The sequence below is a fragment of the Bradyrhizobium sp. NBAIM18 genome (assembly GCF_020193825.1).
Classification (GTDB): Bacteria; Pseudomonadota; Alphaproteobacteria; order Rhizobiales; family Xanthobacteraceae; genus Bradyrhizobium; species Bradyrhizobium yuanmingense.
The window spans coordinates 621095-641212 of the sequence record NZ_JADYVO010000002.1; the positions used below are offsets into that span (position 1 = coordinate 621095).

Below are 20118 nucleotides of genomic sequence, written 5' to 3' on the forward strand. Positions count from 1 at the left end.
GCTCACTGCTCCGTTCCCACCAGTTCCTGGAGCTCTTCGGCATCGAATTCTTGCTCGATGAGCCTGATCGACACGACCCGGGCAAATGAGGCAAGATCGGGATGAGCGAACAGATCCGAGACCGCGATTGACACGCCGATCTCCTGCGACACCCGGCTCAGCACCCGCACGGCGAGCAAGGAATGTCCGCCGAGCTCGAAGAAGTGATCGTTGCGTCCGACCTGATCGACGTCGAGCAGCTCCGCCCAGATCCCGGCCAGCGCAAGCTCGATCTCGTCCTCGGGTGCCTCGTAGGTGCGACGCGCCAACGCATCCTTGCCCGGCGCCGGCAGTGCACGCCGATCGATCTTGCCGTTGGGGGTGAGCGGCAGCTGCTCCAGCACCGTCACCGACGACGGCACCATGTAGTCAGGCAGAACGGCGGACAGTGCATCACGCAAGGCGCGGCCGTCGAGCGACGGCCCGCCACTCGCATAGGCGAACAATTGGCGCCCGGTCCGGCCTTCGCCCGCCACAACGGCCGCGGCACGCACGCCACGCTGCTCGAGCAGACGCGCCTCGATCTCTCCGAGCTCGATACGGAAGCCGCGGATCTTCACCTGCTGGTCGGCGCGGCCGACATATTCAATCACGCCGTCGTCGCGCCAGCGCGCGAGATCGCCGGTGCGATAGAGGCGCGTGCCATCGACGCTGAACGGATCGGGGACGAACCGCTCCGCGGTCAGTGCAGCCCGGTTCAGATAGCCGCGGGCCTGGCCAACACCACCGATGAACAGCTCGCCGGTGACGCCGACGGGAACGATATTGAGGTCGGAATCGAGAATGTGCGCCGACCTCGCACCGACGGGCCGTCCGATCGGTGCGGGTTGGCGAGGTGTCAACGCGGCGGCGTCGACGATCCACGCCGTCGGCGCGATCACCGTCTCGGTCGGGCCGTAGGCGTTGACCAGAAGATCGAAATCGACGGCCTCGCGAAATGCCCTGACCCCGGTATCGGACCACGCTTCGCCGCCGACGATACAGGCCCTGATCGCCAGCCTGCGCCCGCCCTGCCGCAATGCCGCGCTCAATTGGTCCGCATAGGCCGGCGGCAGGAAGATCGAGGTCACCGCATTGCGGGTCATCTCGCTGACGAGATCGTCAATCAGAAGACCGGGCTTCGAAGGCAGGACGAGCGAACCGCCCGTCATCAGCGGCACCAGCCATCGCTCGTGGGCGATGTCGAAATTGATCGATGCCGTCTGGAACTCGCGGTCATGCGAGGTCATGCGGTACAGCCGGCCGATGGCTTCGCAATGCATCGCCAGCGGCCCGCGCGCAACCGCCACGCCTTTCGGCGCGCCGGTCGACCCGGACGTGTAGATGACATAGGCCAGGCTGTCCGGATGGATTTCGATGTCGAGGTTCCCGCCGTCCTCGCCGGCGCGCGGCGATGGCTCGTCGATGCAGAGCGCCTCGACCCCGGCTTCGCGCAGCACCGGTGCAAGCGGCTCGAGCAGCGCGCCTTGCGTCAGGACCAGCGCCGCGCCGCCGTCACGCAGCATGTAGGCAAGACGCTCGGCCGGATAATCCGGATCGAGCGGCAGATAGGCGCCGCCGGCCTTCAAAACCGCGAGCAGCGCGATGATCATGTCCGGGCTTCGGCTCAAGGCAATGCCGACCAGCCGATCCGGACCGACGTTCCAGAGGCGAAGGCGTCGTGCGAGCGCGTTCGCACGCGCGCTCAACTCGCCGTAGGAGATGCGCTGGTCGCCGCAGACGATGGCAATGGCAGACCGCGCCTGCGCGGCCTGCGCTTCGATATGCATCACGACGTCGGCGCAGGATGATGCGGAGGTCAGCCGCGCTGCGCCACTCCATTCGAGAGCTCGTCGCGCGTCCTGCTCGCCGGCCGCAGAGAGAGCACCGAGCGCACGTTCCGCATTCGCCGCGATCCGTTCCAGCAGGCCGCGGAGAATGTCGCGAAGGCGCAGGATCGCCGCCTCGTCGAACCGGCACTGGTCATAGTTGAATTCAATGTTCAGCCGATCGCCTGCAGCGAACACCGCGACCGCCAGCGCATAGCTCGTCGGCGTCACATGCGCCACACGTCCCAGCCGCGGACCACCTTCCCCGCCTCGCAGCACTCCCTCGTCGATCGGATAGTTTTCGAACACCAGGATGCTGTCGAACAGCGGCTGCCCGGCATGGCCGGCGAGGCGCTGAATGTCATAGAGCGGCGTCCAACCGTGCTCACGCATCGCCAAATTCTGTTCCTGCAGCTGGCGCAGCCAATCGCCCACGAACGCTTGTGGGCTGGTCGCGTCGACGATGGGAAGCGTGTTGATGAAGAGGCCCACCATCTCCTCCGCGCCGGGCAATTCGGCCGGACGGCCCGAGATGGTCACGCCGAAAGAGACCGCGGACTGCCCTGAATGACGCCGCAGCAGCTGTGCCCACGCGCCCTGGATGAGCGTATTGAGCGTCACCCGTTCATGCCTGGCAAAGGACTTCAGCCGCTCGGTCAATGCCGCGTCCACCGCAAGCCCGGCGCTGGCATGGCCTTCGGTCAGGGATATCTTGGGGGACGCCAGTGTGTTCGCGAGCAATGTGGGCGTTTCGAGCCCTGCCAAAGCCTCGCGCCAGAACCTCTCGGCGCTCTCGCGATCGCGGCCCTGCAACCATGCAATGTAGTCGCGATAGCCGCCCTGCACGGCCGGCAGCGGGCGGCCGCTCGCCTGCTGCAACACCTCGGCCACTAGCCGGGCCGAGCTCCAACCATCGACGAAGATGTGATGATGGGTCCAGATCAGCCAATGCCTGTCGTCGTCGAGACGGATCAGACGGATACGCTGAATCGGCGGCCGCGAAATGTCGAAGCCCATCGCGCGCTCACGCCGGGATATCTCCGCCAGCTCGGCTTGCAGATCCGCAGGCGCGCTGCCGCGCCAATCCTCCTCGACGAACGGCACCGTCACTTGGCGATGCACCACCTGCTGCGCTGCGCCCGACAGGTTCTGCCAGACAAACCCGGTCCGCAGGGCCGCATGCCGGTCGCTGACCATCTGCCACGCGGCTTTCAGCTTGCCGGCATCGACGCCGAACAGCTCGAGCCCGACCTGATTCACATAGGCGTCGTTGGCACCGTCGCGCAGCGCATGAAACAGCATGCCCTGTTGCATCGGCGAGAGCGGATAGATGTCCTCGATGCCGCGCAGATCCAGGTTCGCAGCCAACCGGTCGAGGTCGGCTTGAGCGAGCCCAGACAGCCGGACATCCGATGGCGTGAGGCCGAACGCTCCATTGCAGCAGTGGGTGATCAGTTCGCGCAGTGCGTCTTTGTAATGTGCGGCGAGCCGCTCGACTGTCGCGTGCCGGTAGCGCTTGCGTCCGTACCCGAGAGATAGTTCCAATCGGCCGTCACGCACGAGGCCAGTAATGTTCAGCCAGCCGCGCATGGGCGCCGCGGCGCTACGCGAGGGACCTGCGCTCTCCGCTGCGAAGGAGAAGCGCTGGTTGGTGCCTATGTTGGCGTCGAAGCGGCCCAGATAGTTGAAGACGATCTGAGGCTCCGCCAATTGCGCCAGAGCATGGCGTTGCTGCTCGGAGCCGAGATGGCGCAGCACGCCATAGCCGATCCCGCGGTTCGGAATCGCGCGAAGCGTCTCCTTGACCGCCTTGATCAGCGACGCCTCGTCGCCTGCATCTTTCAGGCGGACCGGGAAGGCCGTCGTGAACCAGCCGACGGTGCGGGACACATCTGCATCCGGGAAGATCTCCTCGCGGCCGTGGCCTTCGAGCTCCACGGTGATCTCGTCGTGCTGGCTCCAGCGCGACACCGCGCGCACGAGAGCGGCGAGCAGGAGATCGTTGACCTGGGTCCGATAGGCAGCCGGCGCCTGTTCGAGCAGCTGTGACGTCAGGCCGGCATCGAACACCAAGGACACCTCGCCGCCATCACCGACGCGATCGACATCGCCATGGTCGTCGTTGCATGGCAGGCGCGCGCCGGCGCCACGATCCAGCCAATACGGCAATTCGGCCGCGATCTCCGCCGTTCCCGCATAGGCATGCAGCCGCTCGCTCCACAAGGCAAAGGAGTCGCTCTTCGGCGGCAGCGCGACGGGACTGCCACGCTGCAGCTGGTCATAGGCCAACGCCAGGTCTTCCAGCAGGATACGCCAGGACACGCCATCGACGACGAGATGATGGATCGCAAGCAGCAAGCGTTGGCTACCATCCGCCAGGTCCATGCCGACCGCGCGCAGCAGCGGTCCGGAAGACAGTGAGAGGCTTTCCTGCGCGGCACGGGCGAGCGCCGTGATGTGCGTCGCGCCGCCGACGCCCGCGTGAATCCATAACAGTTCGGATGACGCCGGTGCCGGGCCCTGCTCCGCCCGCCAGGCGCCATCCACCTGCCTGAACCGCAAACGCAGCGCATCGTGATGGTTCGAGATGGCCGCAAGCGCGCGCCGCAGCGTCTCCCAATCGACCTGCATACGGGGCAGCAGCAGAACCGCCTGGTTCCAGTGATCCCGGTTGGCAATGTCCTCGGCGAAGAAGCGCGTCTGAATCGGCATCAGATGGGGCATGCCAGATGCGGTGTCGCCGACTGACGCCTTCGCCGCCGGTCTCTCCTTCTTGGTCGTCCCCGCCGATATCACGGCGACCGTCGCCAACCCGGCAATCGTCTGCTGGCTGAAGATCTGCTTCGGAGTAAGCCGGATGCCACGCTTGCGCAAGCGGGCGATGATCTGCAGGCTCAGAATCGAATCGCCGCCGAGTTCGAAGAAATTGTCATTACGGCCGACGCGCTCGCGAACGAGCACCTCGCACCAGACCGCCGCGATGGCAATTTCAATATCCCCCGCAGGCGCGGCATAGCCGGCCGACGCCCCCTCTTCGGCCGGTTCGGGCAAGGCGCGACGATCGACCTTTCCATTGGGCGTCAGCGGCAATTGCGCCAACATGACGATGTGTGACGGAACCATATAGTCCGGCACGATTGCAGCCAGCTGTTGCTTGATCGCATCGGCCTGTGGAGCGGCGCCGCTCTCAGCCACGCAATAGGCGATCAGCTCCTGGCGCTCACTTTCACCGATGGCGCGTGAAACGACCACCGCGTCACCGATTCCCTGCAGCGCCTTGATAACGCGCGCGACCTCGCCCAACTCGATGCGATAGCCGCGCAACTTGATCTGGTCATCAGTACGACCCAGGAATATCAGCCGGCCCTCCCGGTCGCAGCGGACACGATCCCCGGTTCGGTAGAGGCGCTCGCCCGCGTCGCCGAACGGATCCGGCACGAAACGTTCCGCGGTCAGGCCCGCCGCGCCGCGATAGCCCCGCGCCAAACCGGCGCCGCCGACATAGAGCTCGCCAACGACTCCGATCGGCACCTCGTTCAAGGCGTCATCGAGGACATGGACGCGCAGATTGGCAAGAGGCAGACCGATCGGAACCGAACCGTCCCCGCGGCCTGCCGCGCACTCATGCGTCACCGCACCGACGGTCGTTTCGGTGGGCCCGTAGTGATTCAGGATCCGGCATTCCGGCCGCAAACGCCGGACGTCGTCCAGCAGCGCGCCATCGCACGCCTCCCCGCCCAGGACGAGCGCGTCGTGGGGGAGCAGATCGGCCGAGTGCGAGGCCTGAAGCAGCCCTCGCAGATGGCTCGGCACGATCTTGAGAATGTCGACCTCGCCCTCGCGCATCGCTTGTGCAAACGCATCCGCGTCGAATACAGCCTCCGGTGACAGCAGATGCAGCGTGCCGCCGGATGCGAGCGCACCGAACAGGACAGTGTGGCCGAGGTCGGCCGCCACCGTCGAAACCATCGCCATGCTCGCCGACGGGCGCGGCTTCAGACGTTGCAGCAGAGCCTGGACATAATTGGCCAAGGCCCCGTGCGAGACGCTGACGCCCTTAGGCGCGCCGGTCGATCCGGAGGTATAGATGACGTAAGCGGTCTGCGCCGGGTGAATGGTCGTGTCGAGCGGCAGGCTCGATACCTCGACGCGCGCCGCTTCCGCCTCCGCGTCGAGCACCAGGCAGTCCAGCTCGCGCGCATCCGCCAATTTGTCGCCTGCCGCAAGCATGATGTCGATGCCGCCGTCGGTCAGGATACGTCGGACGCGCTCCAACGGCCATTTCGGATCGAGCGGGACATAAGAGCCGCCCGCCTTCAGCACAGCGAGCAAGGCAACGACAAAGGCCGGCGAGCGCTCGATCCACAGCGCAACCGGTGTCTCGCGTGCCAAGCCCTTGGCGACGAGGGCGTGCGCGATACGGTTTGACCGCTGCTCGAGCGCCGCAAAGGTCAATTGCTCCCGGCCGCATCGAATGGCGATGGCGGTCTGTCGATCCGCGGTCGCCGCGCGATGAAGGCTCATCACATCGGCGAAGTCGAACGCCGCAGCCTCACGAGGCACGGTCTGCCGGTGTCCGTCGTCGATGACGAAGTCCGATATCCGCCGCTCGGCATTGTCGGCAATCTGGCGCAGCATCGAACCGAATTGCGTCGCCAATCGCGCGATAGTCGGACGATCGAACAGATCGGTGGCGTAGTTGAACGTGACCTTCATGCCGACGCCATCGATGACGTCGAGGGCGAGATCGAAATGCGAACCAGCGAGATCGACAATGTCGATGTTGGCAGCGAGCCCCTCGACACCGGAGAAACCGCCCGGCGCCGTCATGTAGTTGAACTTCGCCTGGAACAGGGGATTTTGCCCACCGCTGCGTTCGGGCTTGAGGCCGTCGACCAGCATTTCGAACGGAAGATCCTGGTGTGCCAACGCCTCGACCACCGATTCCCTGACCTGCTGCAGCAGGCTCGTAAAGCTCGCTTCGGCGGCAATCTCAGCCCGCAGCACCAACGTGTTGACGAAACATCCGATCAGTCGTTCGAGCTGCGTATGCCGGCGCCCGGCGACCGGCACGCCGACACGCAAATCACTCTGCCCGGTGTAGCGCTGGAGCAGCGCGTAGTATGCGCCGAGCAGCAGCATGAAGACGCTGACGCGCTGCTTGCCGGCGATCTCCCGGAGCCGGCACGCAAGCACGGCGTCGATGGCCAGACCGATCGTATCGCCGGCATGGCTCTGGATCGTCGGGCGCGGCCGATCATGCGGCAGCGCCAGCACCGGGTGAACATCGCCGAGCTTGGCGCGCCAATAGGCGAGCTGCCGATCGCCCTCGCCGCCCGCAAGCCAGCTTCGCTGCCAGGCCGCAAAATCAGCATATTGAATTGCCGGAACCGGCGGCACGCCTCTACCCTGACCGGTACCGGCTCGATAGAGAGCGGCCAGCTCTTCGAGCAACACATCGAGCGACCAGCCATCGACGATGATGTGATGGGCCAGCAGCAGCAGTTCATGTGCATCGTCCGCGAATTGAAGCAGCACGGCGCGCAACAATGGCCCGTTCACGAGATCGAACGGCTTGCCGAGCTCGGATCGCCTGACCGTCTCCGCGCGCTCGGAGCGCTCCCGCACAGAATAGGCGCGGAGATCCTCGTGCCGGACGCCGATGCTCATGACATCGTGGATGAGCTGCGTTCCGCGGCCGTCCCTGGCGATGAACGTGGTGCGCAATATCTCGTGACGACGGACGATCTCGATGAAAGCGCGCGAAAGCACTGTACGATCGAGCTGGCCCCGCAGACGGACCATGCTTGCAACGGTATAGGCTGTCCCCGCCGGATCCATGTTCCAGAGGAACCAGAGCCGCTCCTGCGCGTGCGACAGCATCGTGCGATCGGCCGCGGCCGCCCACGGGATCGGCGGGAGCGCCCGGCCAGCACCGGTGCCCGCCAGGACATCGATCCGGCCAGCGAAGGCCGCGAGCGCCGGCGCGTCGAAGAAAGTGCGCAGCTCCACTTCCACGTCCAGGCGGTCGCGGACCGCCGCGGCGACTTGGCCAGCCGCGATCGAGTTTCCGCCCAGCACAAAGAAATCGTCCTCACGATGCACCGCCGCGACGCCAAGCGCCTCGCACCACATCGCAGCGACGGCGCGCTCGGTATCAGTCGCCGGCACCGTCAGGAATGCAGTGCCGCGGCGACGCCCTCTCTCGAACACCGCGAAGCTGTCGAGCGTGTTGTCGGCGAGACGCGTTGCGCAGGCCGACCGCTGCAGCTTGCCGCTCGTCGTCAGCGGCAGCGCTTGCGGATTCAGCAGAGCGATCACGGCCGGATATTCTTGCGCCTGCCGGAGGACGGCTTCGCCGATCGCATGTGCGAGCGCTTCCGGGTTGCTGCGCTTGAGCACGGCCCGGCTGAACTCCGCCGCCACTCCGATGGCCTCACGCCCGTCGACCTCGACGGGAAAGGCGGCAACCCGTCCGCTGCGGACGGATTCGACCTCGGCTTCGACCGCCTGCTCAACGTCCGTCGGATAGACGTTCTGCCCGCGAACGATCAGCAGGTCCTTGAGACGACCGGCCACCACGAGTGCGCCGTCGCGAAGGAAGCCGATGTCGCCGGTCCGCAGCCAACGCACGCCATCCCGCTCGACGAAGGCCTGATGTGTGGCCTGGGCATTGTTCCAATATCCATGCGCGACGCTGGGACCCGCGGCCCAGATCTCGCCGACCTCATTCGCCTCGGCCTCGACGGAGCCGTCGATACGCATGATGCGCACGGCGTGACCAGCAGCAGTTCGACCACATGCCACGAGGTCCGTGCCTTCGCTGGCGCTCGCGATGCGGCCGGCGGCGAGCTCCGCGGTGTCGAGCGTGTAGCTGACGGTCTCGGCGGTGATATCGCCGGCCGTGACCAGCAGCGTCGCCTCCGCAAGTCCATAGCAAGCCGTCAACGCCCGTCGATCGAACCCGGCCCGCGCAAACCGGTGGCCAAATTTCTCGAAAGTGGTTCGGCGGACAAACTCCGACCCCGAGAACGCAAACCTCCACCGGCTTAGATCCAAACCACTGATGGTCTCATCCGAAATGCGGTCGGCGCATAGTGAGTACGCGAAGTCGGGGCCCCCGCTCATCGTGCCACCGTGACGGTCGATGGCCTCGAGCCAGCGACGCGGCCGCTCAAGGAAATTCCGCGGCGACGTCAGGACGCCGGTAAAGCCCGTGAACAACGGATTCAGGAGTCCGCCGATCAGTCCCATGTCGTGATAGAGCGGCAGCCAGCTGACAAAGACATCGTCCGGCGTTCCACCACAAACCGCTTCGATGGCACGCTCGTTGGCCGCCAGATTGCCGTGAGAGACGCAAACGCCCTTCGGCTGCGAGGTCGAGCCGGATGTGTACTGGAGGAACGCGATCCCATCGGCGGCAGGCCTCGTCTCGCACCAGTCCGCCGCGAGATCGGCCGAAATCGTGTCCACCGCAACGATCTCCACGTCAGCGAGCTCGGGCAATGCAGCTTCGATGAGACCGCGCAGCCCCATCTCCACCAGGATGAAGCGAGGCGCGGCATCCCGCAGGATGCCGTTGAGTCGTCCTGCATAGCGCTCGGGGCCGCTCTCAGGCGAATAGGCCGGCACGGCGATCACGCCCGAATACAGACAGGCGTAGAATGCGACGGCATAGTTGATCCCGCTCGGAAGCAGAATCACCGCCCGTTCGCCTGCCCCGCCCATCTGCTGCAACCACGCCGCAAGTGCCCTGATCCGAGCGTCGAGCGCGGCGAACGTCAGCTCATCGGCAACGTCGTCGCCTTCGAGGAACCGCAAAGCCACCTTCTCCGGTCGCAAGGCAGCGTGCTCTCGCAAGCGCTCGACGAGGTTGGATCTGTCCATGTCTCGAATTCCTGTCCGGCCGCGCCGGAAATCCCCACCGCCCAAATGAGACGTGCCGCCGATCACTCTTGCCGATCACCCCTGCCGATGAGCTTCAGCCATGGCGACGATCACCTTGCGCGGCCCCTTGAATGGGGCACGCGCGTGCGCGGTCAGCATGTTGTCGAGCATCACGACGTCCCCAGCCTGCCAGGGAAAGCTGATCTTGTGCCTCTCCAGAACGGTCCGGACCGTTGACAATGTTTCGTCCTCGATCGTCGAACCGTCGCCATAGAAGACGTTGCGCGGCAGATCGGCTTCGTCCTCGACCACGTCGAGCAGACTCTCGCGCACCTCCGGCTCGAGATTGGAGACGTGGAACAAATGCGCCTGGTTGAACCAGACCCAGTCACCGGTGACCGGGTGCTGCGCCGTGCCCTGACAGACCTGGCGCGTACGGAGCTCGCCATGTTCCTTCCACTCGCATTCGATGTCGTGGCGAGCGCAGTATGCTTCCACCTCCGATCTGGAGTCGGTGCCGAACACCTGCTGCCAATCGACGTCGAGCCCGTTGCCGTAGTTCCGCACATACATCACGCCCTTGTCGGCGAACCGCTCGCGAATGGCCGGCGGCATGTCGCGATAGATGGCGCGGCTGTCGGCGATCGGTGTCTCGCCGCCTTCCAGCGCCGGCTGCATGCAGTAGAACCAGATCTTCATCGGCCAATCGCGGCTATAGGCCTGCTCGTTATGCAGCGGGATATGCTGGTGCGGTGGATACTCCGTGGACGTGTAGACGCCCGAGGCCACCTGCGAACGCGGCGTCGACCCGAACTCGTAGGTCAGCAGCGGGTGGCCGAAATCGGCCGCGAAGGCTCGAAACGCATCGGGACCATCGAGCGAGAAATCGCGAAACACGATGCCGCCGCTGTCGGTGAGGTACCGGTCGATCGTTGCACGCAGCATGGGAAGGGATTCGCCGAGCGGCTGCCCGGCCTCGCCTGCCCTAAGCAGCATGGGAAGAGCCTTGCCCTCAATGAGTGGCTGGACGGAGAACGCGCTCATGATCCTCGCTCCGATGCGAAGCAATCGATCGCCCCGATTGCCGGGCCAGCGCCCAGCCGATCCGGTCGATCAGCTCGGCCTGCTCTGTGTGAATGAAGAAGTGATGCCCCGGCAGGATGTCGAGCGTGAATGACGCCGAGGTCTCCTGCCGCCAGGCCTCGAGCGCTTCGCGGCCGGTCTCGTCGTCCGCTCCGCCAAAAACGTGTACCGGGCACGTCAATGGACGCCGCGGCCGGTAGGCATAGGCCCCGCACATCAGAAAGTCGGCGCGGAGCACCGGCAGCGCGGATCGCATCAGCTCGGCATTCGACAGCGCCTCGTCGGGCGTGCCCTGAAGATTACGCAACTCCCGCATCAGCGCTTCGTCGCTTAGAGGATGGCGCCACTTGCTGCCGTCCCGAACCGCCGGCGCTTCCGCACCCGAGGCGAAGAGAATGGCCGGCGCAGGTACTCCGCGATCGAGCAGGCCATGTGCGAGCTCGAACGCAATTACGGCACCCAGGCTGTGTCCGAACAACGCGTAAGGACCATCGAGCTGCGCACCAAGTTCACCAGCAAGCTGGGCCACTAATTCACGCGGATCAGTCGACAGCGGCTCGTCCATGCGCGCGCCGCGCCCTGGCCATTCAACCGGCCGAACGTCGATCCACGACGGCAGCACCCTGCGCCACCGCGCATAGAACATTGCACTGCCGCCGGAATAAGGCAGACAAAGAAGCCGCATCGGAAGACCTGGCACCGCCGCCTAAGACGACTGCTGAGACGCCGCGTCGTCGTCCATGAACTTGCGCAAGCTGAGCGGACGCATGTCGGTCCACACCTGCTCGATGTGGTCGAGGCATTCCTTCTTGCTGCCGGTCTTCCCCACTGCCTTCCAGCCGGCCGGAATCTCCTTGAACGTCGGCCAGATGGAGTATTGCTCTTCGTGATTGACGACGACGGTGAAGGTGACGTCGTCTCTGTCGAACACCATCATGGCGCGATCCCCTTTTCGGAAAGCGAAAGCAGAGACGTTTGACTAGGTCAGAAGCCGACGAGGGTCAAAGCAATATCGGCGCGACTTTTTTTAAGACCTCAAAACTGGCGACGCACGGACACAATGCAACCTCCGCGCTTGCGCGCCAACATGCGGGAAAATATTGGGATTTCAGAACACGTCGCAGATTGCTGCAATTCTAACTGCATAGGGAGGAACATTTCCGATGCGATATGATCGCCGGTTCTATTGCGGGCGGCGTTTCATCGTACTGTCATCAACTGCATTGAACGGCTCATGACAAGCCAATGCCGCCGCGGACCGACCGCGGCGGCACAAACTCCGGCTTCCAGGAAGAACGCCTAGAAATTGAAGGTGGTAGACACCAGATAGGTCCGAGGCGCGCCAAGCGTGATGACGCCATTATAGGCCGAAGCCCAATACGCCTTGTTGCCCACATTTTCGACGTTGGCACGCACCACGATCGGCTTTCCGTTCCAGGGCGACGTGAATGTATATCGCGCCCCGATATCGACGCGCGTCCACTCCGGCAAAGTCAGCGTATTCGCGGCGTTGACGTACTGCGAGCCGGTATAGATGACCCTGCTCGTGAACGTGAGACCACGAACAAACGGCGTATCCCATTCCGCGCCCATATTGACGTTGACGACGGGCACACCAACTGCCGTCCTTCCGTCGGTGAGCCCCCCTTGAGTTCTCTCCTGCACCCCGTCGATCAAGGCGACACCGCCAAGAACACGGATGTCGGGCGTGATCTCGCCGAACACGTTGAGTTCCACGCCGCGGTTTCTCTGTCTGCCGTTGAGTTGCTGAGACGCTGAGACGCCCGACGCCACTGAGATAATGCTCGGTTGGCTTATGTCGAACACGCTCAGCGTCGTCGTGAAGCGCCCTGCATCGATCTTCATGCCTGCTTCAGCCTGTTTCGTCTGCGCCGGCGGGAATACGGTCCCGACGTTGCTAAAGTTGCCGGAAACGACGACGGGCGTCTGGAGGCCTTCGATGTAGTTTGCGTAGAGCGCGACGTTCTCGACGGGCTTCACCAGAACTGCATATGCCGGGCTCCAGACCGACGTGTCCTGCTGTGGTCGGCTTGAGGCTGGCGTGAGGAAGTTCGTTACTTCCGAGCCCGCGGTCTGACGACGAACGCCAAGCGTGACTTGAACGCGATTGTTCAGAATCGACATAGTGTCGGAGGCGCCGACGCTCGAAAGGGTCACGCCCGTCTTCTGATTGGCAGATACTGTCGAGAAATTGGGCTTCGCTATGTTGGTCGGTTCTGTGTACAGGTTCCAGAAAATCAGATCCGCGAGAGCATTGCTCGACCGCGTCAAAACCCTCTGATTGTAGGTCCGGTCGTTGATCGAGTAGTTGACGTTCAGCGCATGGTTTACGGGACCGGTGTCAAACGTTGCTCGGATACCAGCCTCACCTGCGAGCGTCTCGAACGTTTCCTTTCCGGCAAACGGCCGCGACCACAAGCCCCCCAACTGGGAGACGCCGGGTGGAGATGTCAATGCGCCGGGCGCGACATTGGAGATGTTCGGCGAGGGATAGGCGTAGTTGATGTTGCTGTCGTGATAACCGAACGCTCCATAGGCGGTCATCCAGTCGGTCACATCCACCTCGCCTCGGGCTGTGGTAAAGAAGTCGGTCGGCGCATAATAGGCCCAGGGAACCTGGAAATTCAGTCCGGCTTTTGGTGGCGGAGGAATAACCGTAGTCGTGGCCGGGACATTGAAGAAGCGCAACGGCGGATTCAGGTTGTCAGCCTGGTAACCGATATCGACCGCCGCGCGTACGCGTTCTCCGCGGTAATCGAGGCCCAGAACCGCGTTTCCAAACTCATCGGTCTGTCGGTTCCAAGGGGTGTTGCCGTTCGAGTAAGTGCTGTTGAGCCGAACACCCCACTCCTTGTGTTCCCCATAGCGGCGACTGACATCAACGATCCCGCCAAACTGCGACCTTGAAGCGTAAGTTGCCGTAAGCTGGGTAATATCGAAGTCGGGTGCATGCTTGGTGATCAGATTGACGCTTCCACCAACTGCACCGCCGCTCGCAACGCCAGTACCGCCGGCCGTCATGCCATTGAGCAATGCGCTCGGCCCTTTCAGGACTTCGACACGCTCCACGAAATTTGCGCCCGAAGAATAGTATGGAGCAATTCCGTAGAGGCCGTTCAGCCCATAATCGCCGCTGTCATAGTAAAAGCCGCGTATGAACAGACCGTCCGCGCCCCCGCCCGCCGCCTGGACGACGCGAACCGAGGGATCATTCGCCAGAACATCTCGAATCGTGCGCGCTTGCTGGTTCTGTATCAACTCCGCCGTATAGCTCGTCTGGTTGAACGGCGTGTTCATCACGCCGCGATTGCCGAGCAGACCGAGACTGCCGCCGGTTGCGACCTGGCCGCCTGCGTAGGCGGGCGGCACCGTGCCGACCGTACCGGTCGAAGGCACCACATAGGGAACGGGTGCAGCCTGGCGCGGAGCCGCCGCGGCGACGGATCGCTGTCCTCGGGAGGCGCGTATCGACTGTGATCTCTGGACCGGCTGGCGAACTCTCGGCTTGGGGGCATCCACAGTCACGGGCGGCAGATTGGATTGCGCAACCGCATCCTGAAGGTCACCCGAAGATTCCATCGACAGCGCGAGATAACTCACCGCGCCTAACGATAGTGTACGCACGATTTTCCTGGCCGAGAGTTCACGCGTCATTCCTGCGCCCCAATTCCACTTGCAAGCACGTCCCCGTCGCTTCCTAACATACGACGGTGCTGCGAGAAGGAATTGGGACCTAGAAATTATCTAAGGTTGCACGACGAAACCGTCGTGATCGGAAAAGCGATTTCCTGTTTCGAACTTCACTGCAAAATTTCGAAAGCTTCTAGTTTCAAATCGTTCTAATCGCCGATCCAACGTGTGACATGCAGGCGATACGCTGTCACTCCGTCCGGAATTCTCGATTTAGCCAAGCAGGTTGCGTATCGTGCGCATGAATATTCTTGCACCAATTTCGATCAACTGATCCGGAAAGTCGTAGTTCGATTCGTGCAGCCCGGGATGCTCTTTGCCGGCTCCCAGGAAGAACATCGCCGACTTCGAACGGGAGCCAAAACGTCCGAAGTCCTCCGAGCCACGCAGTGGGAGGCCCTCAGCAGAATGTCGCACCCCCTCTGCGTCCAGCGCACTTCTGAGATGGGCAACAGCATGGGCGTCGTTTGCGCAATGATTGAAGACGTCGCGATAAGCGATTTCCGTGCTCAGCCCCTCACCGGCCGTCACGCGTCGAACCAAGTCTTCCGCCTCCAGGCGGAGCCGTTCCATCATCACGTCGGTGCATGTTCTCAGTGTCGCCCACAACTCGCCGAAGCCCGGCGCGATACCGAACGCAGGCTCCCCAAGTCTTGCGTGGGTGACCGTCAGCATCGAGAAGTCGTCGTCCAGCTCCGTGCCGTGCCCAAGCGCGGGAATCTTCAGCAGAAGCTTGGCGAGCGCGTCTTTCGGGGAGATACCGAGCTCCGGATTCGACGCGTGCGTGGTTTGTCCTGATAATCTGATCTGCATTCCTTGCGAGGCGCAATTCACCAAGCCCTCGGCAAGGGAGACCTGTCCAAGACCGAGCCCGGGAAGGTTATGCAGCGCGAAGACAAAGTCGGGCCGCACCTGCTCAAACTTCGCGTCGGCCAGAACGGCGGCCGCACCGGACCCGTCCTCCTCGGCCGGCTGAAACAGGAGCGCTACGCGACCTCGGCTTGGACGTTGCCGGCTCAGATTTTGCGCTACGGCCGCCAGAATTGCCATATGACCATCATGACCGCAGAGATGGGCCTTTCCTGCTGCCAGTGATCGATGCTTGAGTTCTGATTTTTCCTGGATCGGCAGTGCATCCAGTTCGGCCCGAAGCATGATCGTCGGGCCAGACTCACGTCCATCATAGATTCCAAGCACGCCGTGACCACCGAGGCCCGAAACGATCCTGTCGGCACCCGCCGCCCGAAGGCGGGCTCGGACGGCTTCCGCGGTTTTTGCCTCTTGCCCCGACAGTTCCGGCTCGGCGTGAAGATGGCGTCGCCATGCCACCAAGTCGTTCAGATCATTCTCGGTCAGGACCATTGGGTTTCTCGCGGCGAATGCCTGTTGATGCACATCATCTAGTGACGATCGATTGCGCTTACGAGCACCACCGCTCAGATTTGCCGTCGATAGATTTCTGGATCTCCCGGTGCACACACATCGTGCACTCGCCGCCCTTGATGGATTTGACGATATTAAGCTCTCGCTCCAATCCGACACGGGCACCGTGGAGAGCTTTCCATCGTCGCGGTCTCGCCGCGAGCCTGCGGCCGACGCCTTCGTCAGCGCGGCACGACGGCCGTCGCCTCGATCTCGACACGCGAGGATGGCTCGACGAGACGCACGATCTGCACCAGCGCCATGCTGGGGTAATGGGTGCCAATGACCTCGCGATAGACTTTGCCGAGCGCCTTCAGGTTCGACACATATTCGTCCATATCCACGACGTACCAGGTCAGGCGCACGAGATGGTCCGGCCGCGCGCCCCCCTCTGCCAGGATCGCGACGATGTTTTCGAGCGTCTGGCGGACCTGCGCAACGAGTCCGTCGGCAAATCGCCCGGCTGCGTCCCAACCGACCACACCACCCGTCACGATGAGTCGTCCTTCAGCCATGACACCGTTCGCATACCCGTTCGGCTGCGGCCAGCCGCTGGGCTGAAGCAGTTGCAGACCACGCGTCGCGGGAACTTCCGGCTTGCTGATCGTGCTCATGCGTAGCTCTCAATCCCCTCAGCGCGGCTTCAACAGCTCGCGTGCGACAATCAATTTCTGGACCTCGGTCGCGCCCTCGTAGATGCGCAGCGCGCGGATTTCGCGGTAGAGACTTTCGACGACCTCTCCCTTGCGCACGCCGCGGCCGCCGAACATCTGGACGGCACGGTCGATGACGCGCTGCGCGGTCTCGGTGGCGGTCAGCTTCGCCATGGCGGCTTCGCGCGTCGTCGGAAGCTTCTGGACATCGCGGCGCCAGGCCGCGCGGTAGGTCAGCAGCGCCGCCGCGTCGGTGTCGGTCGCCATGTCGCCGAGCGCGGCCTGGGTCAGTTGAAGATCCCCCAGCGTCGCACCGAACATGTTTCGGCTGCGGGCATGCGACAATGCCTCGTCGAGCGCGCGACGGGCAAAGCCGAGGGCTGCGGCGGCGACCGATGCGCGGAAAATATCCAACGTCTGCATCGCGAGCTTGAACCCGCCCCCGGGCGCGCCGAGCCTACGGCTCGCGGGAATCCGGCAATTAGTAAAGCGCAACGTCGCCAGCGGGTGTGGCGCGATGACGTCGATGCGCTCGGCAATGCTAAAACCGGGATCATCCGGAAAGACGACGAAGGCCGAAATGCCGCGGGCGCCCGGCGCCTCGCCCGTTCGCGCAAACAGCGTATAGACGTCGGCAATGCCGCCGTTCGAGATCCAGGTCTTCTCGCCGTCGATGACGTAGTTGTCGCCGTCGGCCCGCGCCGTGCAGGACATCGCCGCGACGTCCGACCCCGCCTCCTTCTCGGAGAGCGCGAAGGCCGCGAGCCATTCGCCGGAACGCACCTTCGGCAGCACGGCCTTGCGCAGCTCCGCCGAGCCACCCAGTGCAATCGCTCCGGAGCCAAGCCCCTGCATGGCGAAAGCAAAATCGGCGAGGCCATCGGCATAGGCCAGCGACTCGCGCGACAGGCAGATCGAGCGGGAATCGATCGACGTCGCATCGCCATCGGGCGCCGCGACCGCGCAATCGAGCAACCCCGCCGCGCCCATCGCGCGCACAAGCTTGCGACAGGCACCATCAACATCACTATGATCGATCTTGTCGAGGGCTCCCGACTGCACGAAGCGATCGAGCGCCTCGCCGATTGCAAGATGGCGGGGCTCGAAGAACGGCCAGTCCAGCCATTCGCGCCGGATCATCTTTACCACGGAGTTCATCCGATCCCTCCTTCGCTCACTGCGCGGCCACGGCAGCGGCACGCGCCAGATTGGCTTCGTATTGTCCCTTGGCGGATAGATATTGCTTCGGCCAGTTGACCGCTGTGATGCCGATGCGCGCGGCTTCGTGCAGCGTCCAGGCCGGGTCGGCGAGATGCGGCCGCGCAATCGCGCAGAGATCCGCGCGGCCGGCCGCGAGAATCGAGTTGGCGTGATCGGCCTCGGAGATCGCACCGACTGCAATCGTCTCGATGCCGACTTCGTTGCGGATCAGATCGGCGAATGGCGTCTGGAACAGGCGGCCGTAGACCGGCCGTTCCTCCTTCCAGACCTGTCCCGAGGAGCAATCGATTACGTCTGCTCCCGCCTCCTTGAACATCGCAGCGAAGATCGCGGCGTCGGCCGGCGTGTTGCCGCCTTCGGTCCAGTCATGGCAGGACAGCCGCACCGACATCGGCCGATCGGATGGCCACGTTGCGCGCATCGCCCTGAACACCTCCAGCGGAAAGCGCGCACGATTTTCGTGGTTGCCGCCATATTCGTCCGTCCGCCGGTTGGTCAGCGGCGAGAGGAAGCTCGACAGCAAATAGCCATGGGCGCAATGAAGCTCGAGCCAATCGACACCGGCGTCGGCAGCACGGCGCGTTGCGGCGACGAAATCGTCGCGGACGCAGTCCATGTCGTCGCGGTTCATTTCGCGCGGCAACTGGCTGTGAGGGAGATAGGGCAGCGCGGAAGCCGAGATCAGCGGCCAATTGCCTGAAGCCAGCGGCTGGTCAATCCCCTCCCAGGCGAGCCGGGTCGATCCCTTCCGCCCGGCATGGCCGAGCTGGAGGCCGACCTTGGCGTGCCCGAGGCTATGCACCAGATCGACCAGCCGGCGCCATTGTGCCGCTTGCTCATCATTCCAGAGCCCGAGACAGCCCGGCGTAATCCTGGCATCCGGTGAGACGCAGGTCATCTCGGCAAAGATCAACGCGGCGCCGCCCATGGCGCGCGCTCCGAGGTGGGCGATGTGGAAGTCGTTGATGAGCCCGTCCCTCGCCGAATACATCGCCATCGGCGAGACCATGATGCGGTTCGCCAGCGTGAGGCCGCGCACGCGGTGCGGCGTCAGCATCGGCGGCGGTACCCGTTCGCCGTCCTCGACGGCGATGCCCGAGCGCGCGGCAAACCATCGCTCGAATCCTTCCAACCAGGCACGGTCGCGCAGGCGCAGGTTTTCATGGCTGATACGCTGCGAACGCGTCAGCATCGAATAGAAGAATTGCGGCGGTTCGAGCGTATCGGCATAGCGCCGGCCGACCACCTCGAACCATTCCATGGCATTCCGCGCGGCGTTCTGGATGCGCGCTACGTCGACGCGGCGCACTTCCTCGTAGGCCTCCAGCACGGTCGGGATGCCCTCGCGACCGTGACCATGGCGATCGAACTGATTGGCGAGCTCGATGGCGTCGTCGAGCGCGAGCTTGGTGCCCGATCCGATGGCGAAATGCGCGGTGTGCGCGGCGTCCCCCATCAGCACGACATGGGAGCGGCCGTTGAACACGCTCCATTTGCCGCAGATCAGGCGGCTGAAATTGAGCCAGGCCGAGCCGCGCAGATGGCGGGCGTTGGTCAAGAGCTTCGCACCGTCGAGCGTCTCGGCGAAGATCTTCTCGCAGAAGTCGATCGACCCTTGCTGATCAAGCTCGCCCAGCCCGTGAGCATTGTAGGTCTCTTCCGTGGTCTCGACGATGAAGGTCGAGGTCTCCGCGTCGAACTTGTAAATGTGTGCCTGGAACCAGCCGTGCTCGGTCCTCTGAAAATCGAACGTGAAGGCGTCGAACGCCTTCTTGGTGCCGAGCCAGATGTAGCGGTTCGGCCGGATCACCATGTCCGGCTGGAACTGTTCGGCATAGCGGGCGCGAATCCTGGAATTCACACCGTCGGTGGCCACGATCAGGTCGGCGTCGGGGAATTCAAGATCGGACTCCACCTCACGCTCGAAGGCGAGCTCGACACCCAGAGCCTCGCAGCGCCTCTGGAGAATGTTGAGCAGATGCTTGCGACCAATGCCGATGAAGCCGTGGCCGGTCGTGCGCTGCCGCGTCCCCTTGAAGACCAGCTCGATGTCGTCCCAGTGATTGAAGGCGTCTTCGATCTCGGCCGCGCTCTCGGGGTCGGCAAGGCGCATCGCAGACATCATGGCATCGGAGAACACCACCCCCCAGCCAAACGTATCGTAGGGCTTGTTGCGCTCGACGACCGTGATGACATGTTCTGGATGCCGACGCTTCATCAGGAGGCCCAGATAGAGGCCGGCCGGCCCGCCGCCGATACAGACTATGCGCATGATCCCTCGCTTTCGCGCGTTG

Annotated in this window: 9 protein-coding genes; all 9 read right to left on the reverse strand. The window is 63.8% G+C overall.

Features of this window, described 5'->3' with window-relative positions; all coding sequences use genetic code 11:
- Nucleotides 1-2: 2 nt before the first annotated feature.
- Entirely contained in the window at nt 3-9734 is a 9732-nt protein-coding gene (locus I6F17_RS06960; RefSeq protein WP_225131142.1) for a non-ribosomal peptide synthetase, read from the reverse strand.
- Between the two features lie 75 nt (nt 9735-9809).
- On the reverse strand, nt 9810-10778 hold the full coding sequence (locus I6F17_RS06965) for a TauD/TfdA family dioxygenase (RefSeq protein WP_225131143.1): 969 nt from the start codon (nt 10776-10778) through the stop codon (nt 9810-9812).
- Nucleotides 10747-11502 carry an alpha/beta fold hydrolase gene (locus I6F17_RS06970; RefSeq protein WP_225131144.1) on the reverse strand — a complete coding sequence of 252 codons (756 nt, stop codon included), beginning with the start codon at nt 11500-11502 and terminating at the stop codon, nt 10747-10749. The genes I6F17_RS06965 and I6F17_RS06970 overlap by 32 nt, the downstream gene beginning before the upstream one ends.
- A 21-nt stretch (nt 11503-11523) precedes the next feature.
- Nucleotides 11524-11754 carry an MbtH family protein gene (locus I6F17_RS06975; RefSeq protein WP_036034523.1) on the reverse strand — a complete coding sequence of 77 codons (231 nt, stop codon included), beginning with the start codon at nt 11752-11754 and terminating at the stop codon, nt 11524-11526.
- A gap of 362 nt (nt 11755-12116) precedes the next feature.
- Entirely contained in the window at nt 12117-14492 is a 2376-nt protein-coding gene (locus I6F17_RS06980) for a TonB-dependent receptor (RefSeq protein ID WP_225131145.1), read from the reverse strand.
- Between the two features lie 249 nt (nt 14493-14741).
- Nucleotides 14742-15890 (reverse strand): amidohydrolase, encoded by a 1149-nt coding sequence (locus I6F17_RS06985; RefSeq protein WP_225131147.1) that lies wholly within the window; start codon nt 15888-15890, stop codon nt 14742-14744.
- 242 nt (nt 15891-16132) lie between these two features.
- Nucleotides 16133-16564, reverse strand: coding sequence for a RidA family protein (locus tag I6F17_RS06990; protein WP_225131149.1), 432 nt, complete (start codon nt 16562-16564; stop codon nt 16133-16135).
- Between the two features lie 18 nt (nt 16565-16582).
- Nucleotides 16583-17761: an acyl-CoA dehydrogenase family protein gene (locus tag I6F17_RS06995; RefSeq protein WP_225131151.1), complete on the reverse strand. Its 1179-nt coding sequence runs from the start codon at nt 17759-17761 to the stop codon at nt 16583-16585.
- A 16-nt stretch (nt 17762-17777) separates the two neighbouring features.
- A complete protein-coding gene (locus I6F17_RS07000; protein WP_225131154.1) occupies nt 17778-20096 on the reverse strand; it encodes a bifunctional salicylyl-CoA 5-hydroxylase/oxidoreductase in 2319 nt (772 codons plus the stop codon).
- Nucleotides 20097-20118 lie beyond the last annotated feature (22 nt).

Bases quoted from the DNA above. Each gene is read 5' to 3' on its own strand.
- I6F17_RS06970 (WP_225131144.1), bottom strand. From the start codon at position 11,502: ATGCGGCTTCTTTGTCTGCCTTATTCCGGCGGCAGTGCAATGTTCTAT.
- I6F17_RS06985 (WP_225131147.1), bottom strand. From the start codon at position 15,890: ATGGTCCTGACCGAGAATGATCTGAACGACTTGGTGGCATGGCGACGC.
- I6F17_RS06980 (WP_225131145.1), bottom strand. From the start codon at position 14,492: ATGACGCGTGAACTCTCGGCCAGGAAAATCGTGCGTACACTATCGTTA.
- I6F17_RS06965 (WP_225131143.1), bottom strand. From the start codon at position 10,778: ATGAGCGCGTTCTCCGTCCAGCCACTCATTGAGGGCAAGGCTCTTCCC.
- I6F17_RS06960 (WP_225131142.1), bottom strand. From the start codon at position 9,734: ATGGACAGATCCAACCTCGTCGAGCGCTTGCGAGAGCACGCTGCCTTG.
- I6F17_RS06990 (WP_225131149.1), bottom strand. From the start codon at position 16,564: ATGAGCACGATCAGCAAGCCGGAAGTTCCCGCGACGCGTGGTCTGCAA.
- I6F17_RS06995 (WP_225131151.1), bottom strand. From the start codon at position 17,761: ATGAACTCCGTGGTAAAGATGATCCGGCGCGAATGGCTGGACTGGCCG.
- I6F17_RS07000 (WP_225131154.1), bottom strand. From the start codon at position 20,096: ATGCGCATAGTCTGTATCGGCGGCGGGCCGGCCGGCCTCTATCTGGGC.
- I6F17_RS06975 (WP_036034523.1), bottom strand. From the start codon at position 11,754: ATGATGGTGTTCGACAGAGACGACGTCACCTTCACCGTCGTCGTCAAT.